General features: G+C 61.1%; 19 protein-coding genes. 10 read left to right on the plus strand and 9 right to left on the minus strand.

Going from position 1 to position 24803, the window contains the following annotated elements:
• Positions 1-28 precede the first annotated feature (28 nt).
• Entirely contained in the window at positions 29-2116 is a 2088-nt protein-coding gene (gene gyrB, locus FDW81_RS07270) for a DNA topoisomerase (ATP-hydrolyzing) subunit B (protein WP_138133530.1), read from the minus strand.
• Between the two features lie 705 nt (positions 2117-2821).
• Here gyrB and FDW81_RS07275 point away from each other — a divergent pair.
• Both FDW81_RS07275 and FDW81_RS07280 read left to right on the plus strand, forming a co-directional pair.
• Complete coding sequence (locus tag FDW81_RS07275) at positions 2822-3964, plus strand: ThuA domain-containing protein (protein WP_171027132.1); 1143 nt, start codon at positions 2822-2824, stop codon at positions 3962-3964.
• A 146-nt stretch (positions 3965-4110) separates the two neighbouring features.
• Positions 4111-4785, plus strand: coding sequence for a hypothetical protein (locus tag FDW81_RS07280; protein WP_138133532.1), 675 nt, complete (start codon positions 4111-4113; stop codon positions 4783-4785).
• Positions 4786-4862: 77 nt separating this feature from the next.
• Here FDW81_RS07280 and FDW81_RS07285 read toward each other — a convergent pair whose 3' ends face one another.
• The 5 genes from FDW81_RS07285 to dnaA form a co-directional block, all read right to left on the minus strand.
• Entirely contained in the window at positions 4863-5423 is a 561-nt protein-coding gene (locus FDW81_RS07285) for a DUF721 domain-containing protein (RefSeq protein WP_138133533.1), read from the minus strand.
• Positions 5407-6618 (minus strand): DNA replication/repair protein RecF, encoded by a 1212-nt coding sequence (gene recF, locus FDW81_RS07290; protein ID WP_138133534.1) that lies wholly within the window; start codon positions 6616-6618, stop codon positions 5407-5409. Before recF ends, FDW81_RS07285 begins: the two co-directional genes overlap by 17 nt.
• Before the next feature lie 57 nt (positions 6619-6675).
• Entirely contained in the window at positions 6676-7560 is an 885-nt protein-coding gene (gene gnd / locus FDW81_RS07295; RefSeq protein ID WP_138133535.1) for a phosphogluconate dehydrogenase (NAD(+)-dependent, decarboxylating), read from the minus strand.
• A 104-nt stretch (positions 7561-7664) separates the two neighbouring features.
• Positions 7665-8789 carry a DNA polymerase III subunit beta gene (gene dnaN, locus FDW81_RS07300; RefSeq protein ID WP_138133536.1) on the minus strand — a complete coding sequence of 375 codons (1125 nt, stop codon included), beginning with the start codon at positions 8787-8789 and terminating at the stop codon, positions 7665-7667.
• A gap of 539 nt (positions 8790-9328) precedes the next feature.
• Positions 9329-10753 (minus strand): chromosomal replication initiator protein DnaA, encoded by a 1425-nt coding sequence (dnaA, locus tag FDW81_RS07305; protein WP_138133537.1) that lies wholly within the window; start codon positions 10751-10753, stop codon positions 9329-9331.
• Positions 10754-11221: 468 nt separating this feature from the next.
• Between dnaA and rpmH the strand changes: the two genes are divergently transcribed.
• The 8 genes from rpmH to FDW81_RS07345 all read left to right on the plus strand — a co-directional run bounded on the left by rpmH (position 11222) and on the right by FDW81_RS07345 (position 16927).
• Positions 11222-11359, plus strand: coding sequence for a 50S ribosomal protein L34 (gene rpmH, locus FDW81_RS07310; protein ID WP_003800212.1), 138 nt, complete (start codon positions 11222-11224; stop codon positions 11357-11359).
• Positions 11360-11399: 40 nt separating this feature from the next.
• Complete coding sequence (gene rnpA, locus FDW81_RS07315) at positions 11400-11810, plus strand: ribonuclease P protein component (protein ID WP_138133538.1); 411 nt, start codon at positions 11400-11402, stop codon at positions 11808-11810.
• Positions 11803-12198: a membrane protein insertion efficiency factor YidD gene (gene yidD / locus FDW81_RS07320; protein WP_171027134.1), complete on the plus strand. Its 396-nt coding sequence runs from the start codon at positions 11803-11805 to the stop codon at positions 12196-12198. Before rnpA ends, yidD begins: the two co-directional genes overlap by 8 nt.
• Before the next feature lie 16 nt (positions 12199-12214).
• Entirely contained in the window at positions 12215-13186 is a 972-nt protein-coding gene (gene yidC / locus FDW81_RS07325; RefSeq protein ID WP_138133540.1) for a membrane protein insertase YidC, read from the plus strand.
• Positions 13186-13752 (plus strand): R3H domain-containing nucleic acid-binding protein, encoded by a 567-nt coding sequence (locus tag FDW81_RS07330; RefSeq protein ID WP_138133541.1) that lies wholly within the window; start codon positions 13186-13188, stop codon positions 13750-13752. The genes yidC and FDW81_RS07330 overlap by 1 nt, the downstream gene beginning before the upstream one ends.
• Positions 13753-13773: 21 nt before the next feature.
• Positions 13774-14418: a 16S rRNA (guanine(527)-N(7))-methyltransferase RsmG gene (rsmG, locus tag FDW81_RS07335; protein ID WP_138133542.1), complete on the plus strand. Its 645-nt coding sequence runs from the start codon at positions 13774-13776 to the stop codon at positions 14416-14418.
• A gap of 94 nt (positions 14419-14512) precedes the next feature.
• On the plus strand, positions 14513-15580 hold the full coding sequence (locus FDW81_RS07340; protein ID WP_240720045.1) for a ParA family protein: 1068 nt from the start codon (positions 14513-14515) through the stop codon (positions 15578-15580).
• Positions 15581-15643: 63 nt separating this feature from the next.
• Positions 15644-16927, plus strand: a complete 1284-nt coding sequence (locus tag FDW81_RS07345) for a ParB/RepB/Spo0J family partition protein (protein WP_138133543.1) — start codon at positions 15644-15646, stop codon at positions 16925-16927.
• Positions 16928-21448: 4521 nt separating this feature from the next.
• Here FDW81_RS07345 and trxA read toward each other — a convergent pair.
• The 3 genes from trxA to FDW81_RS07360 all read right to left on the minus strand — a co-directional run bounded on the left by trxA (position 21449) and on the right by FDW81_RS07360 (position 24651).
• Complete coding sequence (gene trxA, locus FDW81_RS07350) at positions 21449-21775, minus strand: thioredoxin (RefSeq protein WP_138133544.1); 327 nt, start codon at positions 21773-21775, stop codon at positions 21449-21451.
• 35 nt (positions 21776-21810) lie between these two features.
• Positions 21811-22767 carry a thioredoxin-disulfide reductase gene (gene trxB, locus FDW81_RS07355; protein WP_138133545.1) on the minus strand — a complete coding sequence of 319 codons (957 nt, stop codon included), beginning with the start codon at positions 22765-22767 and terminating at the stop codon, positions 21811-21813.
• A 297-nt stretch (positions 22768-23064) separates the two neighbouring features.
• Positions 23065-24651, minus strand: a complete 1587-nt coding sequence (locus FDW81_RS07360) for an ABC transporter substrate-binding protein (RefSeq protein WP_138133546.1) — start codon at positions 24649-24651, stop codon at positions 23065-23067.
• Positions 24652-24803 lie beyond the last annotated feature (152 nt).

Consider the following 24803-nt stretch of genomic DNA (forward strand, 5'->3'; position numbering starts at 1 on the left):
GGTATTCGAATATCTGAGGAAGTGCTTTCTAGATATCGAGGAACCTGACGTCCTTCGCGTTCTGCTGGATGAAGTTACGGCGGGATTCGACGTCCTCGCCCATGAGGACCGAGAAGAGCTGGTCCGCAGCCAGGGCATCGTCCATGGTTACCTGCAGCAGCGTGCGGTTGTCCGGATCCATGGTGGTGTCCCACAGTTCCGTGTAGTCCATTTCGCCGAGGCCCTTGTAGCGCTGGATGCCGTTGTCCTTGGGGATCCGGCGTCCGGCAGCCTGGCCTGCCACGAGCTTCGCATCGCGTTCGCGGTCGCTGTACACGTAGTCGTGGGCGGCATTGGACCACTTGATGCGGTAGAGCGGCGGCTGCGCCAGGTAGACGTAGCCATGCTCGATGAGCGGACGCATGTACCGGAACAGCAGTGTCATCAGCAGGGTGGTGATGTGCTGGCCGTCCACGTCGGCATCTGCCATCAGGACGATCTTGTGGTACCGCAGCTTCGAGAGATCGAAGTCTTCGCCGATGCCGGTACCGAAAGCAGTGATCATGGACTGGACTTCAGCATTGCCCAGGGCCTTGTCCAGGCGTGCCCGCTCTACGTTCAGAATTTTGCCGCGCAGGGGCAGGATGGCCTGGGTTTCGGGGTTGCGTCCGCGCTTGGCGGAGCCGCCCGCAGAGTCACCCTCCACGATGTAGACCTCGCACTTCTCCGGATCCTTGGAGGAGCAGTCGGAGAGTTTCCCGGGCATGCCGAACGATTCCAGGGGGCTCTTGCGGCGGGCATTGTCGCGTGCCTTGCGGGCAGCCATGCGGGCCTGCGCTGCCGAGATCGCCTTCCGGATAACGTCGCGGGCAGGGCCCGGGTTGCGTTCCAGCCAGTCTCCCAGTCCGTCGGTGACCACACGCTGGACGAAGCCCTTGACCTCGGAGTTGCCGAGTTTGGTTTTGGTCTGGCCCTCAAACTGCGGTTCGGAGAGTTTGACGGAGATGACGGCGGTGAGGCCTTCCCGGATGTCGTCACCGGTGAGATTGTCCTCTTTTTCCTTGATGATGCCCTTTTCCCGCGCATAGCGGTTGACCAGGGACGTCAGCGCGGCGCGGAAACCCTCTTCATGGGTGCCGCCCTCATGGGTGTTGATGGTGTTGGCGTAGGTGTGGACGCTTTCAGAGTATGCGTTGGTCCACTGCATTGCCATTTCCAGGGCAACCCGGCGGTCCTTGTCCTCGGTTTCGAAGGCAATCACGTCCTCGTGGACCACCTCCACCTTCTTGCTCGAGTTCAGGTGCTTGACGTAGTCCAGCAGGCCTTCGTCGTACTGATACACAACGGTGCGATGTTCGGCCCTGACTTCACCTTCGGTGACGACGCCGTCCAGGTCGAGGTCAGCGTCGGGATCTTCACTGGTGGAGGTGCGCTCGTCCGTGAGCGTGATGCGCAAGCCCTTGTTCAGGAAGGCCATCTGCTGGAAGCGTGCGCGGAGCGTTTCGAAGTCGAACTCGGTGGTTTCGAAGATCGCGGGATCGGGGTAGAACGTCTGGCTGGTACCAGTGACGTCCGTCTCTTCGCCCTTAACCAGGCTGCCCTGGGGCTTGCCGCCATCTGCAAAGGACATCCGCCAGACATGGCCCTGGCGCCGTACCTCGGTGTCTACCCGGCTGGACAGCGCGTTCACCACCGAGATGCCCACGCCGTGCAAGCCGCCAGACACCGCATAGCCGCCGCCGCCGAACTTGCCGCCCGCGTGCAGGATGGTCATGACCACTTCAACCGTGGGTTTGTGCTCTGTGGGGTGCATGTCAACGGGGATGCCGCGGCCGTCGTCAACCACCTTCACGCCGCCGTCGGCCTGCAGGACAACCTCGATGTGGGTGCAGTACCCGGCCAGGGCCTCGTCCACAGAGTTGTCCACAACCTCATAGACCAAGTGGTGGAGCCCGCGGGGGCCTGTGGAGCCGATATACATGCCCGGGCGCTTCCGCACCGCTTCCAGCCCTTCGAGGACAGTAATATCGCTGGCACCGTATTCGCGGGGGGTCGCCTCGGCGGCGGGGGTGTCAGGCTTAGGGGCATCCTCGACTGCGGGTTCAGCTGCCAGAATATCTGTATTGTCGTTAGCCACAGGCGCTGTCGACTCCTCTGTTCTCAATGGTGGCCGGCCGAGTCCTCTCCCTGGGTTTCCTTCAGGAAATTCATCCGCCAACAGGCACGAACGTGTAGCGCAGGTGGCATGTTGGCGGAGGGATCCGCACTCCGCGTGCTGACAGCGCACGGAAAACGGACTCAGTCAACGTTTCACCGGCGCCCAGTTATCTACGACGATTCTACCGCGGATCGCGGCTTTTCCCCGCATTCCAGGACCGTCGGCGGGCACTTGCGTGGCTGTTAGAGGCCATTGGCCACGCCTAGGGCGCGCTGGCAGTACTACCTCTGGGTGACCATACGCCCTCCGGCCTCCACGGGGCTCTATTCCCCCTTGGAAGCACGCCGGCGAATCCGGGCCGGGACATTCCTCCCGGGAACCATGGCAGTGGGAAGTTCGGCGACGCGGGCGGAGACCCTCAATTCCCACTTTTGCTGCGCAGCGGGAAGTGAAAAGACGATCGCCGACGAAAGTCGGCGTTTTTCCCCCGCCCTTCCGAAGTATTTCGAAAGAAAAGAGGGTTTAAAACGATAGAAATCGACAAGCTTCCCGTGTTAACTGATGGAGAGTTGTCGAACAACGATCTTTCCGGCTGCAGACGGCGGGTTTGCTGGAGCGATTAACTCAAACCCAGTACCCGGCCCGGCCCCGTCCGGCCGGCTCGCTGCATACAAGAGGAGCGCAATGAAGCGATACATCAGTAAGGCAACTTTCAGCATCATCGGAACGGCACTGGTTGTTCCTGCCCTGGCGATAACTCCAGCCCAGGCCGAGCCCGTTCAGGCTAAAACGGAGGTAACCCAAAACTATGACGTCCTCGTGGTTGGAAAAACCACCGGCTTCCGCCACAGCAGCATTGACGAGGCAACCACAGCGATCATGGCCCTCGGTGAGTCAAACGGGTTCACCGTCGATGTGTGGGACCCCCCGACCTCCACGCGGAACCAGGGTCAGCCCGAGCGGACGCTGCCAAGCACGCCCTTTACCAGCGCCTCGAACCTTTCCAAGTACGAGACGATTGTTTTCGTTTCCACGGTCGACGGCACAAACAACCTGGATCCCGCAAAGCCGACACTGCTCGATCAGGCCGAGCTTGCAGCATTCCAGGGCTATATCCGCGACGGCGGCGGGTTCGCCGGAGTCCATGCTGCCACCGATTCAATGCACACTGTCCCTTGGTACAGCCAGCTCACCGGCGGCGGCGCACGGTTCGTCAGCCATCCCGAGCAGCAGAACGCCGTCCAGATCGTTGAAGACAGCACTCATCCTTCCACGAGTCACCTTGGAGGAACCTGGACGCGCTTTGACGAGTGGTACAACTTCTCGCAAAGCCCCCGTGATTCCGTCCGCGTCCTCACAAACCTCGATGAAACCACCTACAACGCGCGCGGTGGCGCCATGGGTGCCGACCACCCGCTGTCCTGGTGCCAGAACTTCGAATCCGCCCGCTCCTGGTACACCGGCGGTGGCCATACGGAAGCATCGTACGTGGATCCAGCCTTCCTTGAGCACCTCCTCGGCGGCATCGCATGGTCGGCCGGCGCGGCAAGCGGCGGCGGGAACTGCGTGACCTGGGCAGAGGTTGCATCACTGACCGACGCACTGGTCACCGAAGGACAGATCTCCGCGAAGGTCGCTATCCAGCTGGCAAAACAGCTGGAGAAAGCCCAGGACCTGGCAGAAGCAGGCCTGCATGCCGAGTCTGCAGAGAAATTGAACGCGGCTGCGGCCCAGGTCCGTGCCCATGTCGACAACCATTCCGAGGCCCACGGGCTGCTGCTCGGAAAGGTACGCGACCTGCAGACCTGGCAAAACGAACTGCAGTAACCGAAGGGCCTGCCGCGCTGGCACTCGTGTGACCAGCCAGTGCGGCAGGCACTGACCACTGGACCCACGAATGCCCGTCCACCCCGCTTTGTCGGCAAAGCCGGCAGAGGAACAAACCGCTTGGTCTGCAAAGGAAATTGATGCTCGTGAACCGCTCTCCACATCCGTCCCGCACAAAGCGGATTCTTGCCACAGCCGCCCTGGCCGCCGGCTTGGTGGGGGTGACCGGTGCACTTGCCGCCGGGCAAACCCAGCCTGGCGGCGATGCCCGCCAAGCCAGTTCAATCGAGGCTGTTGCTGAGAGACTGGCTGCCGACCAAGCCCGTGAAAGGGCAGAACATAACGTGCATCTGACGAAAGCTGCCGGCGCCGCCCATGATCATATGGCCCACGTCCTGCAGGGACTCGCCTCCGCTGTACCCGTGGAGGGCCCTGTTAGTCCGCGTCCAGCCAGCATCGGTGATGTGGAGGAATGGAATCAGGACTTGGCCCTGGCGGTGTCAGTGCTGGAAGCAGTTGAAGAAGGCGCAAGCGAACAGGCGGTTACGCGGGAGGCTTTCATCGGCGCCGCTCATCTGCTCCAGTCAGCAGCAGGCGGCTATGGGCAACTTCTAAATGCGCCTGCCGCCGAACGTGAACTACTCGCTGCAACCGTGGCAGAGCGACGCGACGCAGCCGTGCGCCTCTGGCAGGCCGGGGCAGCACAGCTGGACAGCCTGACCGTGGGATCAGGTGGAGGGCATGTACACCTGTTCCTTGCTCCGGACGGTGATCCTGATGCTGTCCCACAGGAGTTCCAGGAGCCGGACAGCCACAAGTGATCCGGCGGCCGCGTCCCGATAGTGAGGTGACATAAGGCTATTTGCTCCGTCAGCGGGTCCTCGAGGGCTTTGCCGGACTACCCGTAAGTGTCCCGCGGTCCCCGGCCATTCACGGACCGTCCGCCCTTGCGCCAGCTCGGTGCAGCAGGGCCAAGTACCTGGATACTGGTAACCACGCCTTCGCCCAGTTCAACCCGGAACCTGTCCAGCAGGCTGGTGCTGAGGAGCCGCAACTGCGTGGCCCATGCCGTTGAATCACAGCGGACGTGAAGGGTGGTGTCCGTAAAACTCTCCGGGGTGCAGTGCGCCGAAATTTCAGGCCCCACCAGTGTGTCCCACTCCGCCATCACCGACCCCACTGCCACCGGGGAAGTCCAGCCGCGTTCGGCCACCAGGCGGCCAACCACCTTTCCCAGGCCAAGGGGGTCGCGGCCGGTGGAGTGGAACTGGCTGAAACCGCGGGTATCGCGGAGGCCTTTTTTAGCTTTCGCCGATCCCGGGCGGGGTGCCGTGCGCCGGATTTCCCCACGCGCCGCAGCGGCCTCGCGCATGCGGTTCAGGGCAACCTGCGGAGCATCGATGGCGTCGGGATCGCGGCCGGGCTGAAGTCCGCCGCCTTTTTCATTGTCCCTGCTCATCAATACCTCCCGGGATAACCTTCACCCGCCGTCCGGACAGCTCTTCCGGGATATCGGCGTCGACGGCGGCGGTCACCAGGACCTGTTCCGCGCCGGAGACCGTTGCGGCCAGTTTACGCCGCCGCTGGACGTCCAGCTCGGCAAAAACGTCATCGAGGATCAGGATGGGGGCCGAACCTCCAGTGCGGGTGTCATCCAGCATCACGTAGTAGGAGGCAAGCCGTAGGGAGAGGCACATGGACCAGGTTTCGCCGTGGGAGGCATATCCCTTCGCGGGTGCCTGCCCCAGGACAAGGTCCAGTTCGTCGCGGTGCGGACCCACCAGTGAGATGCCCCGCTCGAGTTCCTTGCGGCGGGATTCAGCGAAAGCCCGGACGTAGCGTTCGGTGAGCTGCTCCACGGTGAACTGGCGCAGGTCCTCCCCGCCCGATGAAGCACCTCCAGCTCCGCTGACGGTAGCGCCTGCCAGCGGAGCGCCGTCGTCGTCCATCTGGTTTTGGAGGGTTGAACGGTAGACGGCATCAGCGGGCTTTGACCCGTCAGTCAGCTCTGCGTACGCCCTCGCGAGGTGCGGGCGGAGACGTTCCACCAGCTCGAGGCGGGCGTGCAGCAGCTCGGCACCCGCCCTGGCCATGTGCTGGTCCCAAACATCCAGGGTTGACTCATGGGCGGCAGTGAACTTGCCGGCCCGGCCGGACTTGAGCAGGGCATTGCGTTGTTTCAGGACGCGGTCGTAATCGCTGCGCGTGGCGGCGTGGTGCGGAACGAGGCTGGCCAGCAGTTCATCCAGGAAGCGGCGGCGGTTGGACGGATCCCCCTTCACCAGTGCCAGGTCCTCGGGTGCGAAAAGCACCATCTGGCAGATGCCCAGCAGGTCACGCGCGCGCACCGGGTTGCTGCGGTTAATGCGGCCGCGGTTGGCCCGGCCGGCATTGATCTCGAGTTCCAGGACGGTAGTCTGCCCGCCCCGGACCAGCCGTGCCCGGACCAGGGCCCGGTCAGTCCCGAACCGCAGGAGTGGCGCATCGGAGCTCACCCGGTGGGAGCTGAGGGTGGCCAGGTAGCCGATGGCCTCCATCAGGTTGGTCTTGCCGATGCCGTTGGATCCCACCAGGACGGTGACACCCGGGCCCAGGGCAAGGTCCACTTGGGCATAGCTGCGGAAGTCAGTGAGGGAAAGGTGTTCCAGGTACACGCGGAATTCGACAATTCTGGGAACCTTATCGGGCTCCCGGTGGATGCTGTTTTGCGGCTACTTGGCGGGACGGGTGGCATGCCCGCCAAACTGGTGGCGCAGTGCGGACACCATCTTCATGGCCGGTGAGCTGTCCTCCCGGGACTCGAAGCGGGCGAACAGTGCCGCCGTGATGGCAGGCGCCGGAATGGCGTTGGCAATGGCCTCTTCCACGGTCCACCTGCCTTCACCGGAATCCTCGACGTAGTCGTCGATGTTCTGCAGGCCCGGATCCTCATCGAGCGCCTTGACCAGCAGGTCCAGCAGCCACGACCGGACCACCGTGCCTTTCTGCCAGGCCCGGAAGGTGCCGGGCAGATCACTGATGATGTCCTTGGAGGCAAGGAGCTGGTAGCCCTCGGCATAGGCCTGCATGAGGCCGTACTCAATTCCGTTGTGCACCATCTTGGCGTAGTGGCCAGCGCCGATTCCGCCCACGTGGACGAAGCTGTCCTCACGTTCGCCTTCAGGACGCAGCGCGTCAAAGACGGGAAGCGCGCGCTGGATATCCGCGGCATCGCCGCCGGCCATCAGGCCGTATCCGTTCTGCAGGCCCCAGACGCCTCCGGAGACGCCGCAGTCGACGAAACGGATCCCCTTGGCGGCGAGAAGCTCGCCGTGCTTCTGGTCCTCCGTGAACCGAGAGTTGCCGCCGTCGATCACCAGGTCACCTTTGTCGAGCTTCTCGCCCAGTTCGCTGATAACGGCGTCGGTGATGGCGCCGGCGGGAACCATGACCCAAATAAGCCGGGGTGCCGGAACTGTGGCCAGGAGTTCGTCGACGGAACCAACGTCAGAGGCGTCGGGGTTGCGGTCGTACCCGGTGACGTCAACACCGCCCTTGCGAATGCGTTCCCGCATGTTGAATCCCATTTTGCCAAGGCCGATCAGTCCGATGTGCATTGTGGAACTCTTTTCTGCGCTAGGGAGCAGGGACAGGTCGCGGGCACCCCATCTGGGCAGCAAGGGGTGTCGTTTTGTGGTCCGGAATGACACCCTGGCGCTGCCTAGTTGGGAAGGCGGACGGGCATCACCAGGTAACGGTAGTCGTCCTGGTCCTCGCCGTCAGCGTCCGCCTGGGCTGTGATCATGGCGGGCTTCGGGGCAGTGGTGAACGAAAAGCGGACGAACTTGGTCTCGATTACGCTGAGGCCTTCCACCAGATAATGCGGGTTGAAGGCCACGGTGATGTCATCACCGGAAAGCTGCGCCTCAAGTTCTTCAGAAGCCTGGGCGTCTTCGCCTGTACCGGCATCCAAATTCAGTTGGCCCTGCGTGAAGGCCAGCCGCACCGGGGTGTTGCGCTCAGCCACGAGCGAGACACGGCGCACGGCTTCCACCAGCTCCTGGGTCTGGACTGTGGCATGGATAGGTGTTGAATCCGGGAACAGTGACCGGATCTTGGGGTAATCGCCGTCGACCAACAGGGACGTGGTGGTCCGCCCGCCGCTTTCGAAGCCGATGAGGCGGCTGTCGTCATCGGAGAGGGCCAGGCTGATGTCGCCGCTGTTGCCAAGTGTCTTGGCCACCTCGTTGAGCGTTTTCGCCTTGACCAGGGCACTGGTGGAAATTCCGGGAGTGACAGGCTTCCACGGCACTTCGCGCATGGCAAGACGGTAGCGGTCAGTGGCCAGGAGCGTGATGAGGTCGTCCTCGATTTCCATCCGCACACCAGTGAGGATGGGCAGGGTGTCATCCTTGCTCGCCGCGATGATCACTTGGGACACCGCCTGCGCGAAGGAGTCACCGGGAACTGTTCCGCTGATGGCCGGGAGTGCAGGAAGGGGCGGGTATTCAGCCTCAGGCATCGTGGCGAGGTGGAAGCTGCTTCGACGGCAGGTGAGGGTGACTTTATTCCCGTCGGTTTCCACGTCCACAGGAGCTGAGGGCAGGCTGCGGCAGATGTCAGCGAGAAGCCGGCCCGAAACCAGAATGGTGCCTTCATCGCGTATGTCCGCCGCGATCTCAAGACGTGCGGACGTCTCATAGTCGAAGCTGGAAAGGCTGACGGTCCCGGCTTCAGCCTTCAGCAGGAGGCCGGAAAGAACAGGCACAGGCGGCCGCGGAGACAACGACCGGGCGGTCCAGGTGACGGCTTCTGCCAGGACGTCCCGATCGACTCTGAACTTCACGGAAGGGTGCCGCCTTTCATTGCTGTTGCCATGTGAGCCCGGGAATTCCGCAGGGAAACTCCGGAAGATGTTTCCGGCGCTCCGGCCGGTGCATGGTCCGCGCAGATGGAAACCACACAAAAACCCAAGGATGGGAGCGCTTGCTGACAGCTTAGCCCGAAGATCCGGGATTAACCCATCCCCCAGGCCCCAGCCCCGCCTCTCCAGCGGGCCGGCAGGCCCCGCACCGGACGGACGGATCGATCTTGTTGTTTGAGGGATTTCAATTTTTTGGGATTCGTAGTGTTAATAACTGCTGTGGATTCTGTGGATAACCGGCTTTTGAGGCTTGTATCCGCGGTTAAGCCCTGTTCACGGACTGTGCGTTACCTGGGTTTTAAACAGGGTGTGGATGGGGACAACGTAAAGGGCAGTTTTTGACGATCCACAGATGCCTTAAGGGTTTTAAGCCCATTAACCGCGCTTGTCCCCTTAACTATCCACAGGCTTATCCACATGCACCTGTTAATAAGGTACGGAGTGCGTGACGCGATGTGGATTCAGGAGTCCCGCTGCTGCTGTTTGATCCGGTTGGTCAGCTCGGTCACCTGGTTGTAAATCACACGGCGCTCCGCCATCAGTTCCCGGATCTTCCTGTCCGCATGGATCACCGTGGTGTGGTCGCGGCCGCCGAGTTCCTGGCCGATCTTGGGCAGTGACATGTCCGTCAGTTCCCGGCAGAGGTACATGGCGATCTGCCGGGCGGTGACGAGGGTCCGGGTCCGGGACTTGCTGCAGAGCTCCTCCATGCTGAGCTTGAAGTAGTCGGCCGTCTGCTGCAGGATCTGAGCAGAGGTGATTTCCTGGGCTCCGTCGTCCGTGATGAGGTCCTTGAGGACCATCTCGGCAAGGGCCACGTCAACGGGCTGGCGGTTCAGGCTGGCGAACGCGGTGACCCGGATGAGGGCGCCTTCAAGTTCGCGGATGTTGCTGGAGATCTTGGACGCTATGTACTCCAGGGCGTCATCCGGGGCGGACAGCCCTTCGCTCAGCGCTTTCTTGCGAAGGATGGCTATACGGGTTTCGAGTTCCGGGGGCTGGATGTCCGTCAGCAGGCCCCACTCGAACCGCGACTTCATGCGGTCTTCGAACCCAGCCAGCAACTTGGGCGGCTGGTCGGAGGTGATGACCACCTGCTTGTTGTTGTTATGCAGGGAATTGAAAGTGTGGAAGAACTCCTCCAGCGTCCGGTCCTTGCCAGCCAGGAACTGGATGTCATCAATCAGCAGGACGTCCACGTTCCGGTAGGTGGTCTTGAAGCTGGCACCTTCGTCGTCACGGATGGAGTTGATGAAGTCGTTGGTGAATTCTTCAGAGTTGACGTACCTGACGCGGATTCCGCTGTAGAGGCGGCGTGCGTAGTGGCCGATGGCGTGCAGCAGGTGTGTCTTGCCGAGGCCGGAGTCCCCGTAGATGAACAGCGGGTTGTAGGCCTTCGCCGGCGCTTCGGCCACTGCGACGGCGGCAGCGTGGGCAAAGCGGTTGGAGGAACCGATCACAAAGGTGTCGAACACGTACTTGGGGTTGAGCCGGCCGAATTCATGGGACGTGCTGGGCAGCATGGGCTGCGGCTTCTGTTCGACGAGCTGGTCCGGGGAGAAGGAGGGTTCGACGACGGCGGGTTCAGCTTCCTGATGGATGGGAACCAGGTCGGTGTCCACGTCGATGGCGCAGCGGATGTCCTCCGAGAAGACGTTGTGCAGGGCGTCGTCCAGGGCTTCCTTCACCTGGGTCTGCAGGACTTCGCGGGTGAGTTCGTTGGGAACAGCCACCAGGAGCGTGGAGCCGATGAGGCCCTGGGCCTGGGCAAGGATGACAAAACCCCGCTGCCGCGGTGAAACGCGGTGATCCTGCTCCATCAGGCTGACCACCCGCCGCCAGGAACTTCCGACAGTATTGGCTTGGTTGGCTTCGTCTACCGTCATCAATGGGTTCCCTCAAAACTTGCTTTGCCTGCATTGCCTGCAGCCGCAAGCACGGAACCAGGATCTGGTTCAGCTTCATCCACAGGGTTATGCACAGCACGTGGATAATCGGCTACTGGGCCACTCTAGGGGATCAAAAGCCTAGAAGATAGCTGGCAACTAGCTTGTGGATAATTACACCGATGTCGTTCTGAAAAAGGGGTTGTGAGCCACTTCATCCACAGGCTTTCGGGGCATGTTAGGCACAGCTGGGGATAGCTTCCGCAAGCCACTCCGGTTTGACTCAAGGCTGCAAATTGCCCTAACGTTGTGAAGTCCTTTGTGTCCGCTTTTTGGCCCCATCTGAATCTTCCAGGCGCAGTGCGTCTGGGCAGCCGGGGGAAGCGTGCATATACAAAACTTAGCGTCGGCCAGTTCTTCCCCATACTGATCGGGTGGGCGCACCTTTGATCCACTGGAGTAACTAACGTGAGCAAGCGGACTTTTCAGCCGAATAACCGCCGTCGAGCCAAAAAGCACGGCTTCCGCCTTCGTATGCGTACCCGTGCCGGCCGCGCCATCCTGGCAGCCCGCCGTGGCAAGGGCCGCACCGAGCTGTCGGCGTAAATAAATGACTCGTCGGTAGACATTTCTTTGCGAGTTTAAGGTGCTGGCCACCCGTAACCGTTTGAGGACTGCAGCCGATTTTTCAACAACTGTACGTTCCGGTGTCCGCAATGGACGCCGGAACGTAGTGTTATATACGGCAGCCATTGCTGCTGACGAACCCAGCCGGATCGGGTTCATCGTTTCCAAGAGTGTAGGGAACGCTGTGGTCAGGAACCTCGTTAAGAGGAGACTGAGGGAAGCAGGTGCTGCCTCACTGCGTGAGTACGGCACCGGTTTTGCCATAGTGGTCCGCGCGCTTCCTGCGTCAGCTACTGCCAGCTGGGACCAGCTGCTGTCGGATTACAACGCAGCCTTGGAATCGACGATGACCCGTCTGGCCGGCCGCCCTGCCAGGAATGCGGCCAACCGTTCGGCCGGTACAACACAGGAGGGGACACCGCGTGCGTAACGCCACCGCCGTCGTCGTTACCTGTCTTCAACGCGGTGCCGCCGCTACCGGTCTGTTCCTCTGGAACCTGCCCCGGAACATCCTTATTTTGCTGCTGATGGCCTACCGCAAGGTGATTTCTCCCTTGTACGGGCAGGTGTGCCGCTTTTTTCCTTCATGCTCGGCCTATGCCCTTGAAGCGATTACAGTCCATGGTGCCGTCAAAGGAAGCTGGCTTGCTGTCCGGCGCCTCGGCCGCTGCCATCCATGGAACGCCGGCGGTGTGGACCACGTCCCCGCCGGTCATCGGGAATGGCCTGAGCACCAGACCCCCACAATTGTTGTGCTGAACAACCCGGACAAGTACCTGGCTGCTCGGACTGATGGAGAAGGCCGCAGGGCGGCCTGACGAATAGGGATAAGTAATGGACTTCTTTGAAACAATCATGTTTCCGTTCAAATGGCTTGTGTCCGTCATCATGGTGGGATTCCATGAGGGCCTAAGCGCCATTGGCATGCCGGAAGCCTCCGGCTGGACGTGGACCCTGTCCATCATTGGCCTGGTGTTGGTGATCCGTGCGGCGCTGATTCCCGTGTTCGTCAAGCAGATCAAAGCACAGCGCGGCATGCAGCTGCTGCAGCCGGACCTGAAGAAGCTTCAGGACAAGTACAAGGGCAAGACGGACCAGCTGTCCCGCCAGGCAATGGCGCAGGAACAGATGGCCATGTACAAGAAGCACGGGACCAACCCGTTCTCGGCCTGCCTGCCCATGCTGATCCAGATGCCGTTCTTCTTTGCACTGTTCACGGTGCTGGCCGGTATTTCGACTGCGCGTGACGCGGGCGAAGGCATTGGCGCCATGAGCCACCAGCAGGTCACCCAGTTCGATGACTCCACTATTTTCGGGGCCACGCTGTCGGCGTCCCTGCTGCATGGCGGCGAGGGAAACCTCACTGCTGTCTGGATTCTCTCGATCATCATGATCCTGGCCATGACCGCTTCGCAGTTCATCACCCAGAAGCAGATCATGGCAAAGAACATGTCCGAAGAAGCCATGGCGAGCCCGTTCATGCGCCAGCAGAAGATGATGCTCTACATCCTGCCGATCGTCTTCGGCGTTGGCGGCATCAACTTCCCCATCGGTGTCCTGATCTACTGGACCACCACCAACCTGTGGACCATGGGCCAGCAGTTCTTCGTGATCCGCCGCATGCCGACCCCGGGATCCCCCGCAGCGAAGGCCCTCGCCGAGCGACGCGCCGCCAAGGGTCTGCCGGCCCTCCCCATCCTGGGCGGCAAGAAGGAAGAAGCTGGCGATGCTGCCGCGGCTGCGGCCGTGGCACAGGCTAAGGGCCAGCGCATCCAGCCACAACGCAAGAACAGGAAGAAGAAGTAATGTCAGCCGAGAGCACTGAACCCGCCCTGTCCGAGGAGATCACGGACGACCAGGACGCCACCGCCAACGAGGGAACTTCCGCCCCCCAGGTCTCCTTGGCCAGCCGTCTTGAGGAAGAAGGGGACGTCGCAGCAGACTATCTTGAAGAGCTGCTCGACATTGCTGACATCGATGGCGACATCGATATCGAGGTACGCAACGGACGCACCTACATTTCGATCGTCACCGACGAAGAATCCGATGCGCTGGACAGCTTGGTAGGTGAGGACGGCGAGGTCCTCGAGGCGCTCCAGGAACTCACCAGGCTCTCGGTGTTGTCCGCAACGGACAACCGCTCACGGCTGGTGCTGGACATCAACGGGTACCGCCAGGAGCGTAGCGGCCACTTGCAGAAGATCGCTGAAGATGCGGCAGCTTCCGTGAAGGAAAGCGGCAAGCCGGTCGCACTGGAACCGATGAGCGCCTATGAGCGCAAGATTGTCCATGATGCCGTGGCTGACCTTGGACTGGTCAGCGAGTCCGAGGGCGAAGGCGCCGGACGCCACATTGTTGTATCCGCAGACTAGAGAATTGCTGATCCGCTAACCATGGTTGACATCACGGCAACTGAGCTGGCCGCCGCTGAGAAGATTTTCGGCGACCGGCTGGACCTGGCAAAACGCTATGTGGAGCACCTGGCCACCTCCGGTACGGAACGCGGCCTCATCGGGCCGCGGGAGATACCGAGGCTTTGGAGCCGGCATGTCCTGAATTGCGCTGTCGTTGAAAGCGAGATCGCGGAGGGAAGCCATGTGGCTGACGTCGGCAGCGGCGCCGGACTGCCCGGCCTGTGCCTCGCCATTGCACGTCCGGACCTGGAACTGACCCTGATCGAACCCTTGGAGCGCCGGGTGATCTGGCTCCAGGAAGTAGTGGACGATCTGGGGCTGGACAACGTGACGGTGATGAGGACCCGGGCTGAGCTGGCGGTGGGACAGATTGAGGCGGATGTGGTGACTGCGCGGGCGGTGTCAGCCTTGACCAACCTCGCCGGCCTGACGATCCCCCTGCTTGCCGGCAAGGGAGAAGTGGTGGCCATCAAGGGCCGAAGCGCGGGCGAGGAGATCGAGAAGGCGGCAAAGACCATCCGCAAGCTTGGCGGCGTCGAAACCACCGTTGTCGCCGTGGGCGAGAACCTGCTTGAGGAACCCACTACCGTAGTCCGCATCGTTGTAAACAAGTCCCAAAAGTAGGCCTGGTTCAGGCCCGGTGACCAAACTCTGCCGGGTCCAGCAGTTAGGCTAGAGAACGGCAGCATTTTGGCTGAATGAGAGTGAGTGTGCCCCAGTGACCAGTAGCGAAGCCTCCACGCAACGGATACCGCCGTTCGTGTCCTTGGGGTCAGCGCCTTCCGTCGCTGGTCTAGGTGGAGCCCCGGGAAGGGGCGGAATGCACCCGGAGAAGGTTTCAGACCGCTCTAAAACTGTCGAGGTTTCACGTGAAACAACCACTGTTGGTAGAGCCAACATTATCGACTCCATTGATGACTCAAGTCCCATAGCCCGCGAACTGGCGCACGAGACAAAACGTCGGGAACGGTTGGTGGGACGTAAACTGCCGCGGCCGGAAAATACCCGCGTGTTCACCGTCTCGAACCAGAAGGGTGGGGTCGGGAAAACCACCACCACGGTTAACATTGCGGCCGCTCTTGCTGCGGCTGGCCTCAACGTCCTGGTGATCGACATCGACCCTCAAGGCAATGCCTCAACGGCTTTGGGGATCGAGCACCATGCCGACGTGGACAGCATCTACGATGTCCTGATCAATGATGTTCCCCTCGCCGATGTAGTTGCCCAATGCCCGGACATCAGCAACCTGATCTGCGCTCCTGCCACCATCCATTTGGCAGGAGCAGAAATAGAACTCGTCTCGTTGGTGGCACGCGAGCAGCGGCTGCGGCGGGCGATTGACGTTTATGCCAAGATCCGCGAGAAAAACGGCGAACAGCGCCTCGACTACATCTTTATCGACTGCCCGCCAAGCCTGGGACTATTGACAGTCAACGCCTTCTGCGCGGCCAACGAGGTGCTTATCCCCATCCAGTGCGAGTACTACGCACTTGAGGGCCTGAGCCAGCTCCTGAAGAACATTGAGATGATCCAAAAGCACCTCAATGCAGACTTGGTGGTTTCCACGATCCTCCTCACTATGTACGACGGCCGGACCAATCTGGCAGCCCAGGTGGCCGCTGAAGTGCGGCAACACTTCCCGGATCAGGTCCTGTCTGCTGTTGTCCCGCGTTCAGTGCGTATCTCCGAGGCCCCCAGCTACCAACAGACGGTCATGACGTACGACCCTTCCTCCAGTGGAGCCCTGTCTTACCTGGAAGCGGCTGCTGAAATAGCAGAACGCTAAAATCTTCAAACTGCAACGACCGGAGCACGGCAAGGCCTGGCTCTACCACTGGAGGGATTACCAATGAGCGAGAAGCGACGTGGCCTGGGCCGCGGTCTTGGCGCGCTGATTCCAAGTTCCGCCGCCGCCAACGGGTCGGGCAATGCGACGGCAGCGTCACGTCCGGTTGATCTCTTTTTCCCAGAGGGACGTAAGAAAACGGACTCTGGCTCGGAAAGCAGCGAACCCAGGCAGGCAACGGGGAATGCAGCGAACAAGCGTCCTTCTTCTGCCGCCGGCAAACCAGCCTCTGACAAGTCCCCGGCCAGCGGGACTCATGCTTCGAAGGGCACCTCGTCGAAGCCCCCCACATCAAGCAACCCGGCGCTTGGCTCTGATACTGAAAAGGATGCTCCCGCCCAGCCGACGGAGGCTTCACAGGCTGAGGAATCCCTCGCTGATGTGACTGATGCAGCCCCTCACGACGCCTCAGCTGAACCAGCTGAGGTACCACCGGCAGTGTCCAGCGCCGGTGTGGAGCTGGTGGAGGTTCCGGGTGCCCACTTCGCCGAAATCCCTGTGGCGGACATCCACCCTAACCGCAAACAGCCGCGGTCCGTCTTCGATGAAGACGACATGGCGGAGCTCGTCCACTCCGTCCGCGAAATTGGCGTCCTCCAACCAATTGTGGTGCGGAAGTCAACCGAAGAGGGTGTCGAACCCTTCGAGTTGGTTATGGGTGAGCGCCGGTGGCGGGCGGTCCAGGCGGCTGGCCTCGACACCATTCCGGCAATCGTCAGGGATACCACTGACGACGACCTGCTGCGGGATGCGCTGCTGGAGAACCTGCACCGCAGCCAGCTGAATCCGCTGGAAGAAGCAGCGGCGTACCAGCAGCTCCTGGAAGATTTCGGAACCACCCACGAGCAACTCGCTGACCGTATCGGCCGTTCCCGTCCGCAGGTGTCAAACACCCTGCGACTCCTCAAACTGCCGCCGCTGGTCCAGCGACGAGTGGCAGCAGGCGTACTCTCCGCTGGACATGCACGGGCCCTCCTGGCCCTTCCTGACGCCGCTGCCATGGAGCGTCTGGCGCAGAGAATCGTTGCTGAAGGCATGTCGGTCCGCGCAACCGAGGAAGCGGTGGCGCTGTACCAGGACCCCTCGAAGCCGGCAAAGAACAACATTCCCCGCCCCGGTGCCCGCCATGAGCGCCTGGATTACCTTGCATCCTCGCTCTCTGACCGGCTGGACACGAACGTCAAGATATCCCTTGGGGTTCGTAAGGGAAAGGTCAGTATCGAGTTCGCCAGCGTTGAGGATTTGAACCGCATTATGGAGGTTCTGGCTCCAGGGGCAAACAACTAGAGTAGAGTTCTTTGAAGGGCCTGATCCAACCGGATCGGGCCCTTGTCTTTGCCCGCACGCTTCGGTACGAGGGAGAGCTCCCGATTTTTCTAACCTTCCTAGCTCCAGCAGCTTTGGGCGAAGCAGTTCCGCTATTGCTGATAGCGCCACGGAGTATAACTGTCCACGGTCGTTCTTTGCGGCAGGCGTAGCTTCCATCCCCTTCGGGCGAATCGACCCATGACCCATTGATGAAACTTTGAAGTTGCGCATCTGGTTCTATCGGAGTATGAGAAGGTAGCTGAACGGCGGGGCCCTCGTAACGAGCGCCGCGTTTCACGTGAAACGCTGCGAGGCCTTCACGACTTTGATCGATATTGTGACGCCCGGGCAAAGCCCTGTTCGGGCCACCACCTCTAGCGTGTAAGCCCCCCGACTGATCGTGCCCTCTCTCCGTATCTTGCGAGTTGCAGAGCTTTTCCTGGTGTTGCGACTGCTACGGTGTGGAAGCTCAAGGTACAGGAACATCCCCAAGGCCTCACAGTATCATCCTGCTCTCTCGAAGGTTCTGTGCAGCTTCATACACTGCACGTTCTGCTACCACCGCCCCCTTACAGCGCAGATCTTCCTGGAAGCCGATACTTGGGCCTGCTGCTCGGGACACATGCCCGGTCCCGCGATCATCCGCATTGTCGTCGGGTCCTCGATCGAAGTCGCCTTGAAATGATCCCTGTTGCCCGGTCTGGAGAACCAGGGCCGCCCTAATCGCGGCCAACATGGATGTGTCACGTGGAACATCAGGCCTACCTGCTGACACATAATCTAGGCGCTGCGGGCGATAAAAGGCGACGAGCAAAGTAAACGACCCAAGTCGCACGACTGGCCGCGACTAGTGCATGCACAGAGTCCGAGGAACATGGCACCCAGCAGCGCGGCGGCGGGACCGAGCAGCCGAAGTAGCCGGGCGTGGAGGAGGGCGAGTCCGCCTCTGATTGGGCGCCTTCACTGGGCATGAAAATGCTCCGCGGAAGGGATTCCCTACTAGCCTTCAGGGCGATCATGCTGAAACCGGGCAGCGGGCTTCACAGCGTCCCGGGCTGGCTAGTCTTTTGCTCAAAGCGAGTCCCCTCTTCAGGCTTGGGACTACTTACGTGAGTTCTGGGGCTACTCGTATACGGCTAGCGCTTCGACCCACCGACGATGGGTCTGTGGCGCTTAGTGAGACGGTCGAGGCCCTACTCTCCTACTCGCGGTGCGTTATCCCCGCTCCGCGCGCAGCGGCTCCGTGGCAAAATAAGCGGATAGCTGAACGGCCGCTGTTTCACGTGAAACAGCGTTCTCTGCCTTCCAGGACATAATAAGAAGATACTCGGCCACGGGGTCGCGTCTACGGCCACAGGAATAAGCGCACCATGGGCCGAGATACTTCCCGAGAGACCGCAGCCGACCCTGCAGGCTGTCATAGGGCTGCGAATCAGGGCGTTAGAGGACTACCGGAGATTCGAAGCCTACTCGAAGTACGACGACCATTGGGTACCAAGAGGCGCCGCTCATCGTCATTACCCAACAGGCGATTCTTCTAGCGTGTTCTAGGGGCTACACGCCGCCTTCTTGAACACGCGCCTTTCAGATCCATAAGTACTCGCTCTCTCTTCCGCAGTGTCGCTCGCAGCGGATGGCTGCGAATTGCTCGGAACCACGGGAGGGCCTACTGCACGCAGGCGTGCGACCACCTGTCCGCGCTCCCCCGATAAGCCGTCCCCTATGGCATAACCGGATGTCATTGTCTACGGCTAACGGTGCAGAATGGAGGTCCAACCAGGGAGGAATCAGGCAGCGGTAAGAGCGCACCTTTGGCATGCGGCGTAACTAGGTCATGAGGAGGTTCTGCGAGGCACGCGAAAGTCGCATCAATGGAACGATCGTTCAGGTTTCGTGCTAGCTGCCGGAAAATTTGACGGGCTCCGTCAAGACGACGGACGCATCCAATGCAGACGACATACGGCCGGGGCCGCGTCGACGGTCATATGCCTGCGAATTTGGATAGCGCGGGTGTGCCCGTCGCAAGGCGGCACCCTCGAAATGGTGCGGTGCTCCGGTGGATATAGCTGTGGATAACTGTGTGGACGGTGTAACTGCCTCTACCCACTCAGGACGGCGTTCGTTGCTATCCTGCCTGCACCCGACCGCCACGGATTAGTTCTGCTCTTGTTGCCGGAACGCCTGCCCGGTGGGCGTTTCACGTGAAACGCCCATCCTCAGGCGCATGCAAGACTCAGGAGGGCCCTTTTTCACCCTGATATGGCTGTTCCGGTCCCGCCAAACGGGGTCTATCCTCCGTTTGGCGAGGAGGTCTACCCGCCCATCTTTTTGTGCCCGCTTCAACGATGGGGGTGTGCCACGCCGTCCGGGACTTGTGCTCTCGAATTCGTTCTCTCTTGCCCTGTGGATAAATATGTGGAGAAGCTGCCGTGTGCCCTGTGGACCGGCTGTGGATAAAAGCATCCGTGAGGTCTCAGAGATGCCGGTCCGGCGCTGTTTCCGCCCTGATCTGAACCGGGACGATCACGGGTTCATGCTGCTCCTATGGCCGAAGACGGGTCGCCCTCAGGTTGGCAAGCATCGGGTGGCCATCCAGTATCTGCGAATCCCGCAGGGTGTTTTGCTGGGCATTCAATGCGGGGTTGTTTGCGAGAGGTCGAAGCTGGAGCGGCATGGACGGACAAGATCCAGCAGGGCGGGTGGCTGAGTTTGTTACCCAGTGTCGCGCGCAAGTCCTATCGGCCCGCCCGCCAGGGGGTGCGAAGGCGGAACCGAGGAGCCGTCTGTGTATATTGACGTTATCGTAAGGCCATAAGTACTCGCGATCGCTCAGTAACACTTGGGTGCAGCCCGGCGCTTTCTCTACGAACACCCACGGTTCCGCGCATTGTCGCATCCGTGGGGTACGTTGGGCCAGGTAAAGACATGCGCTGGAAGGGTTTGCTGGACGTGCCACTGGTGCCCTTAGCTACTTCCGCATTACAGTCGCGCATGATTAGGAACGACAAGCGACCGTACAGTCGCTCCTGAAGGGAAGAACCTGGTCGCTTGTTTCGAGTGAAACAAGCGACCGGAGGACCACTCGCCCCAGCGGCCCGTCTTAGTCGTGCACTGCGCACCAATGTAGCTGGGCTTTCAGGTGGCCTTCGGGCAGGAAAGACCGGGCCTGCCTATTAGCTACAACTCTTCTGCCGGTAACGGTGGTAGCACGGCCGGCCTATTGCAAGGGAGTACGCGCCGGATGGTAGCGACGTGCTGCCTTGGGCAGCTCTGCACGTTCTGAACGGACTGCATGAGACGCTCAATACCGTACGCTGGACCAGCGGATTCTGGAAGCTTCGTTTGAGGCATAGCGGAGCTGACCGGGGCCACCAAACCGCCCCCACCCGCTTGGCTGTGGCTAGAAGCACAGCATATCGCCCTGCAGGTCGGCTGCCGTCTGGGGCAGTGCACGACAAAGACGGGCCGCTGGAGCGAGTGGGCCCTCCGGTCGCTTGTTTCACGTGAAACACGCGGCCGGGCCCTCGAGTGCGGGCGGCGCATGCAGGATACGGCCTTGGCAAGACAAACGATGGGTGGGCGTCAAGGTGGCAATACCGAGTGCGGCCGCCCTCCCCACGAGGATGACGAACCATTGGTCTGAGCAGCTCGACCACCTGGTTCTTCCGGGCAAGTGCTTCTGCGCGCTAGCGACCTTGCAAAAGAAGCATCGATGCGAAATCGGCATCTCTATCCTTTTAAGCTATCGCCAGTACCTGGGCCTTGGGCCCTCGTGTAACCGGAGCCCGCGTTCGCAAGAGTTGCCCTAGCAGAAGTCCTGCTGCTGAGAATGCCTCCAGCTGGTAGGCGTCTGGGAATCGGTGCACCTCCCCTCGGTTCACGTGAAACGAGGGGAGGAGCTGCATCAGCACGAAGGCTGGATACGGCGCTCTGCACCCGACAACGTGGCGCTTCAACAGGTAGCGGGGCTCGCGCCCGCTGACGGCGATTAGAGGAAGCGCCGTCTCGCAGTCAATAGAGGCGCACTCGGACGTGCGACGTGATTCAGAGCCTAGCCGCCTATCAAGATCAAAGATCGATCATTCGGGTCCGGTACCGTTCTGGCAAAGCATCGGGCGCAAACTGTGCACTGTTAGTTCCGCAACGGAAGCGTTGTCCTCGGATACGAGCACCATATGCGTCATGGCTTGGCGTCTGAAGAATCTTTGACTGGGCACGTCAAGCGACTGCTTACCGTGAGGACTACTAGGCAGCGCTGCACCGCGAGCAGGTGAGTCAGCGACGCTGGGCATGCAACGATGGCTGGAGCATCTGTTTCACGTGAAACACCATATGAGCTCCGTCTGCCTTCTACTAGCAGCGGCAACGTACGAAGCCACGAGATGCAACCGGCACATCCGCCCACCCGGCAACTGTCACCTTAAACGAGAAATGACCACCGCCGCAGGCGGTGGTCATTTCGTTGTGACGCTGAGGTCTATTGGCGGTGACGCCTAAAGACTAGGAAAGAACGTCGGAGAATTCCTTTTCGAAGAACTGCTTGGGCTTGGCACCGATGACGGTGTTCTTCACTTCCCCACCCTGGAACAGGTAGACAGCGGGAATCGAGGTAATGCCGTATTCGGCAGCGATAGCGGGGTTGTCATCGACGTTAACCTTGACAACGTCGACTTTCTCGCTGTACTCGACGGAGATCTCATCCAGGATCGGGCCGAGTTTGCGGCAGGGGCCGCACCACTCTGCCCAGAAATCAACAATTACCGGCTTATCGGAGGACAGAACGTCCGTGCCGAAACTTGCGTCAGTTACATTTTTGGCGTTGCTCATAACCTTTTCTCTCTCTTCGGATAGCGGATCGGAAATTATGCGGGGAGGTCTGCGAGGTAGTGCTCTACGTCAATGGCGGCCACGCATCCGGAGCCGGATGCAGTAATAGCCTGTCGGTAGGTGGGGTCAACCACATCGCCGGCAGCGAATACACCGCGGAGGCTGGTCTTGGAGCTGCGCCCTTCGACGGCAATGGTTCCCTCAGGCGTCAGCTCGAGGAGGTCCTTGACCAGGTCGGTCCTGGGATCATTGCCAATCGCTACAAAGACGCCCGTGACCGGCAGTTCAGAAATCATGCCATCGAGAATGTTCCTCAATTTCAGGCCGGAGACCTTGTCATCCCCCAAAACATCTTCCACAGTACTGTTCCAGAGGAAGTTAATTTTCTCGTGTGCCAAGGCGCGCTCGGCCATGATCTTGGACGCCTTGAGCGAGTCGCGGCGGTGAACCACCGTAACCGACCTTGCGAACTTCGTCAGGAACAGCGCCTCTTCCATGGCAGAGTCACCGCCGCCGATGACAGCGATGTCCTGATCCTTGAAGAAGAAACCGTCACAGGTTGCGCACCAGCTGACACCGTGGCCTGAAAGGCGTTTCTCATTCGGCAGCCCGAGCTCCCGGTAAGCGGAACCTGTTGAGAGGATGACTGCTTTCGCCTGGAAGCTCTCGCCGGTGGCGATGGTCACGGTTTTCACAGGACCGGCCAGATTCAGTGCCGTCACATCCTCGAACTGAATCTCCGTGCCGAACCGCGCCGCCTGCTTTTCGAAGTTCTCCATCAAATCCGGACCCATGATCCCTTCCGGGAATCCCGGATAGTTCTCGACCTCCGTGGTGTTCATCAGCTCACCTCCGGCAGTGACGGAACCAGCCAGCAAGAGCGGCTTGAGGTTGGCGCGGGCAGTGTAGACAGCTGCCGTGTAACCAGCCGGGCCGGAGCCGACAATGATGACATCACGTACTTCTGACGCCCTATTTTCTGCGGTGGTCACTGAACGGTGAACCTCTTCCTTTTTGACGCGCCTCCCGGTGGAGGCCGGCCACATGGCACAACTGTTACTTGACGCCGAATATTCCGGCGCGAATATCGGGTGAACAGCGCCGGAGAGACAGCCTGCGCCTGGGTAGGCGCCCTGACAAGGTTACAGTCCGGATGGCCGCACCCAGGCATCAGTTATTCAACCGTGCCGCTGTTGGGGTCCTCGCCGCTCCCCCGACGTAGCCGACACCAACGCACGCAGCGCGCACTGATTGGCCCGACGCCGTGCGCCCGCGTCTGTTGGCTGGTTTTACTTGACCGTGACCTCAGCGAGCCGGATGCCATACCCGTAACGTGTCTTCGGGGCAGCAAGCCGTGGTAGCGAGTTGATGGCGACAATTACGTACTGCGCCTGCACGGGCTCTGCCAAGGGCATGGTCAGCTCTGTGGACGTGAAACTGTTGGTCCCAACAGACTTGGCTCCATCGAGTGCAGGCCTGTCGTTGGTGTACACCGTGATGTTGCCGCCCGAACCGCCCAGCTGTGAAAGCGTGATGGAGGAAATCTTCGCCGGGTTTTCAAGCTTGACCACCAGCGGGACGCCCTCGGGTGCCAGTCCGCCCCAGTTCTCCGTCGCAAACTCCATGTCGGACCAGTAACTGGCGGCGTTACCGTCGTACGCCCTGACCAAGTCACGGTCGAAGGTGGCGGCGAAGTCGAAGGTCCCCTGCCTCGAAATGCTTTCAATAGCCGGAGGCACGGTGGGCGGAGCAGCAGACGTAGGAGCCTGGGTTGCAGCCGAAGTGTTCGCCGGGGCACTGTTGGTGGCGGGTCCGGTAGGCGCAGCCTCCGGGTCAGGGGAGATGAAGCTGCCCAGGTTTGTCACGGCGAAGACCAGCCCCACGATGAGGACCACCGCAAGCAGTCCGCCCACCAGCCACCGCATGGAGCGTGGTTCGCGGCCAGGTTCAGGGTCGTTATTGTCGTAGCGGTCCTGGTCAGCCAGCAAAGCCCCGGAAGCACCCGTAGCGCCGGCACCAGCCGGAGAAGCCGACCGTGCAAACAGTGATGACTTCTTCTGCGCCGTCTGCGGTTCATTGTCCGCAGGCGCTGTCTCCGAAGGCTGCTCGTCCCTGTAGTCGTAGTCGTCATCCGACCAGAGTGACACCTTGGGCTTTGGCTCCGGGGTGCCCTCCGCCGCTCCTGAACCTGAAGCCGCATTGCGCTCTGCCTGTTCCCCGCCCCGCAGCGGGGAACGGTCAGCCGCGGCAGTCCCACGTCCGGACCCACTGCCAGCAGCACCTGCTCCCCCAAGGGCGCCGCCAACAGCCGCTGCCCCGCCAACAGTGGAAGCCCCGGCGGGCCTGCGGCCGGAGGAAGGCGCGGTGGCCGGACGGACTGACGGCTTGGGCGGCACAACGGGTGCAGCACGGTAAGGATCAACCGGGTTGGGATGCCTATCCGCGTAGTTGATGTATCCGGCCTCGACGTGGTCTTCCTCGTCGTAGGGTTCCGGCTCGTGGGACCTCGGCTGCCCGAAAATTTCGCTTCCCAGGGTGTCAGTGAAGAACGGCTCCACATACGGAGGGTTCGAAGCCACCACAAGGTCCAGCAGGTCCGCGGCCGATGTGTGGTTGGTGATGAGGTAGGTGGCTGCCTCGGTCATGCCAAGGTCAAGGACCTGGACAGTGCCTGGGCGTTCACCGGTGGCAACTTCACGGGCGCTCTGCGCCACCTGTTCCGTATTTCCGGGCCCGGCCACCAGGATGCTGACGGGACGGTTCAGGACCTGGTCGACGCCGTCCAGCACCAGATCGTGGTCGTGAGAGGCCAATACAGTGGCTGTGACCTTGTAGCGGCCGCCCAGTACTGATCCGACATCGATCGGGTTGGACACGTGTTCCTCCTAGACTGTCCGGGATTGCCGGCTTGGATGATGCAACCGCCGTTCAGCAGCCCGCCCGGCGGCTGACCCTGAATGCAACTACCCCTGTACCTTCACGATCCTAGCCGATTGTGCCCCTTCCCCCCGGAACAAAGACGTCCGGA

This window comes from Pseudarthrobacter sp. NamB4 (assembly GCF_005796185.1).
Lineage (GTDB): Bacteria > Actinomycetota > Actinomycetes > Actinomycetales > Micrococcaceae > Arthrobacter.

Excerpts from the sequence above, each read along its gene's own strand:
- FDW81_RS07330 (WP_138133541.1), top strand. The coding sequence starts at position 13,186 with ATGTCAGCCGAGAGCACTGAACCCGCCCTGTCCGAGGAGATCACGGAC.
- dnaA (WP_138133537.1), bottom strand. The coding sequence starts at position 10,753 with ATGACGGTAGACGAAGCCAACCAAGCCAATACTGTCGGAAGTTCCTGG.
- FDW81_RS07275 (WP_171027132.1), top strand. The coding sequence starts at position 2,822 with ATGAAGCGATACATCAGTAAGGCAACTTTCAGCATCATCGGAACGGCA.
- FDW81_RS07285 (WP_138133533.1), bottom strand. The coding sequence starts at position 5,423 with ATGAGCAGGGACAATGAAAAAGGCGGCGGACTTCAGCCCGGCCGCGAT.
- rsmG (WP_138133542.1), top strand. The coding sequence starts at position 13,774 with ATGGTTGACATCACGGCAACTGAGCTGGCCGCCGCTGAGAAGATTTTC.
- FDW81_RS07345 (WP_138133543.1), top strand. The coding sequence starts at position 15,644 with ATGAGCGAGAAGCGACGTGGCCTGGGCCGCGGTCTTGGCGCGCTGATT.
- trxA (WP_138133544.1), bottom strand. The coding sequence starts at position 21,775 with ATGAGCAACGCCAAAAATGTAACTGACGCAAGTTTCGGCACGGACGTT.
- yidC (WP_138133540.1), top strand. The coding sequence starts at position 12,215 with ATGGACTTCTTTGAAACAATCATGTTTCCGTTCAAATGGCTTGTGTCC.
- gnd (WP_138133535.1), bottom strand. The coding sequence starts at position 7,560 with ATGCACATCGGACTGATCGGCCTTGGCAAAATGGGATTCAACATGCGG.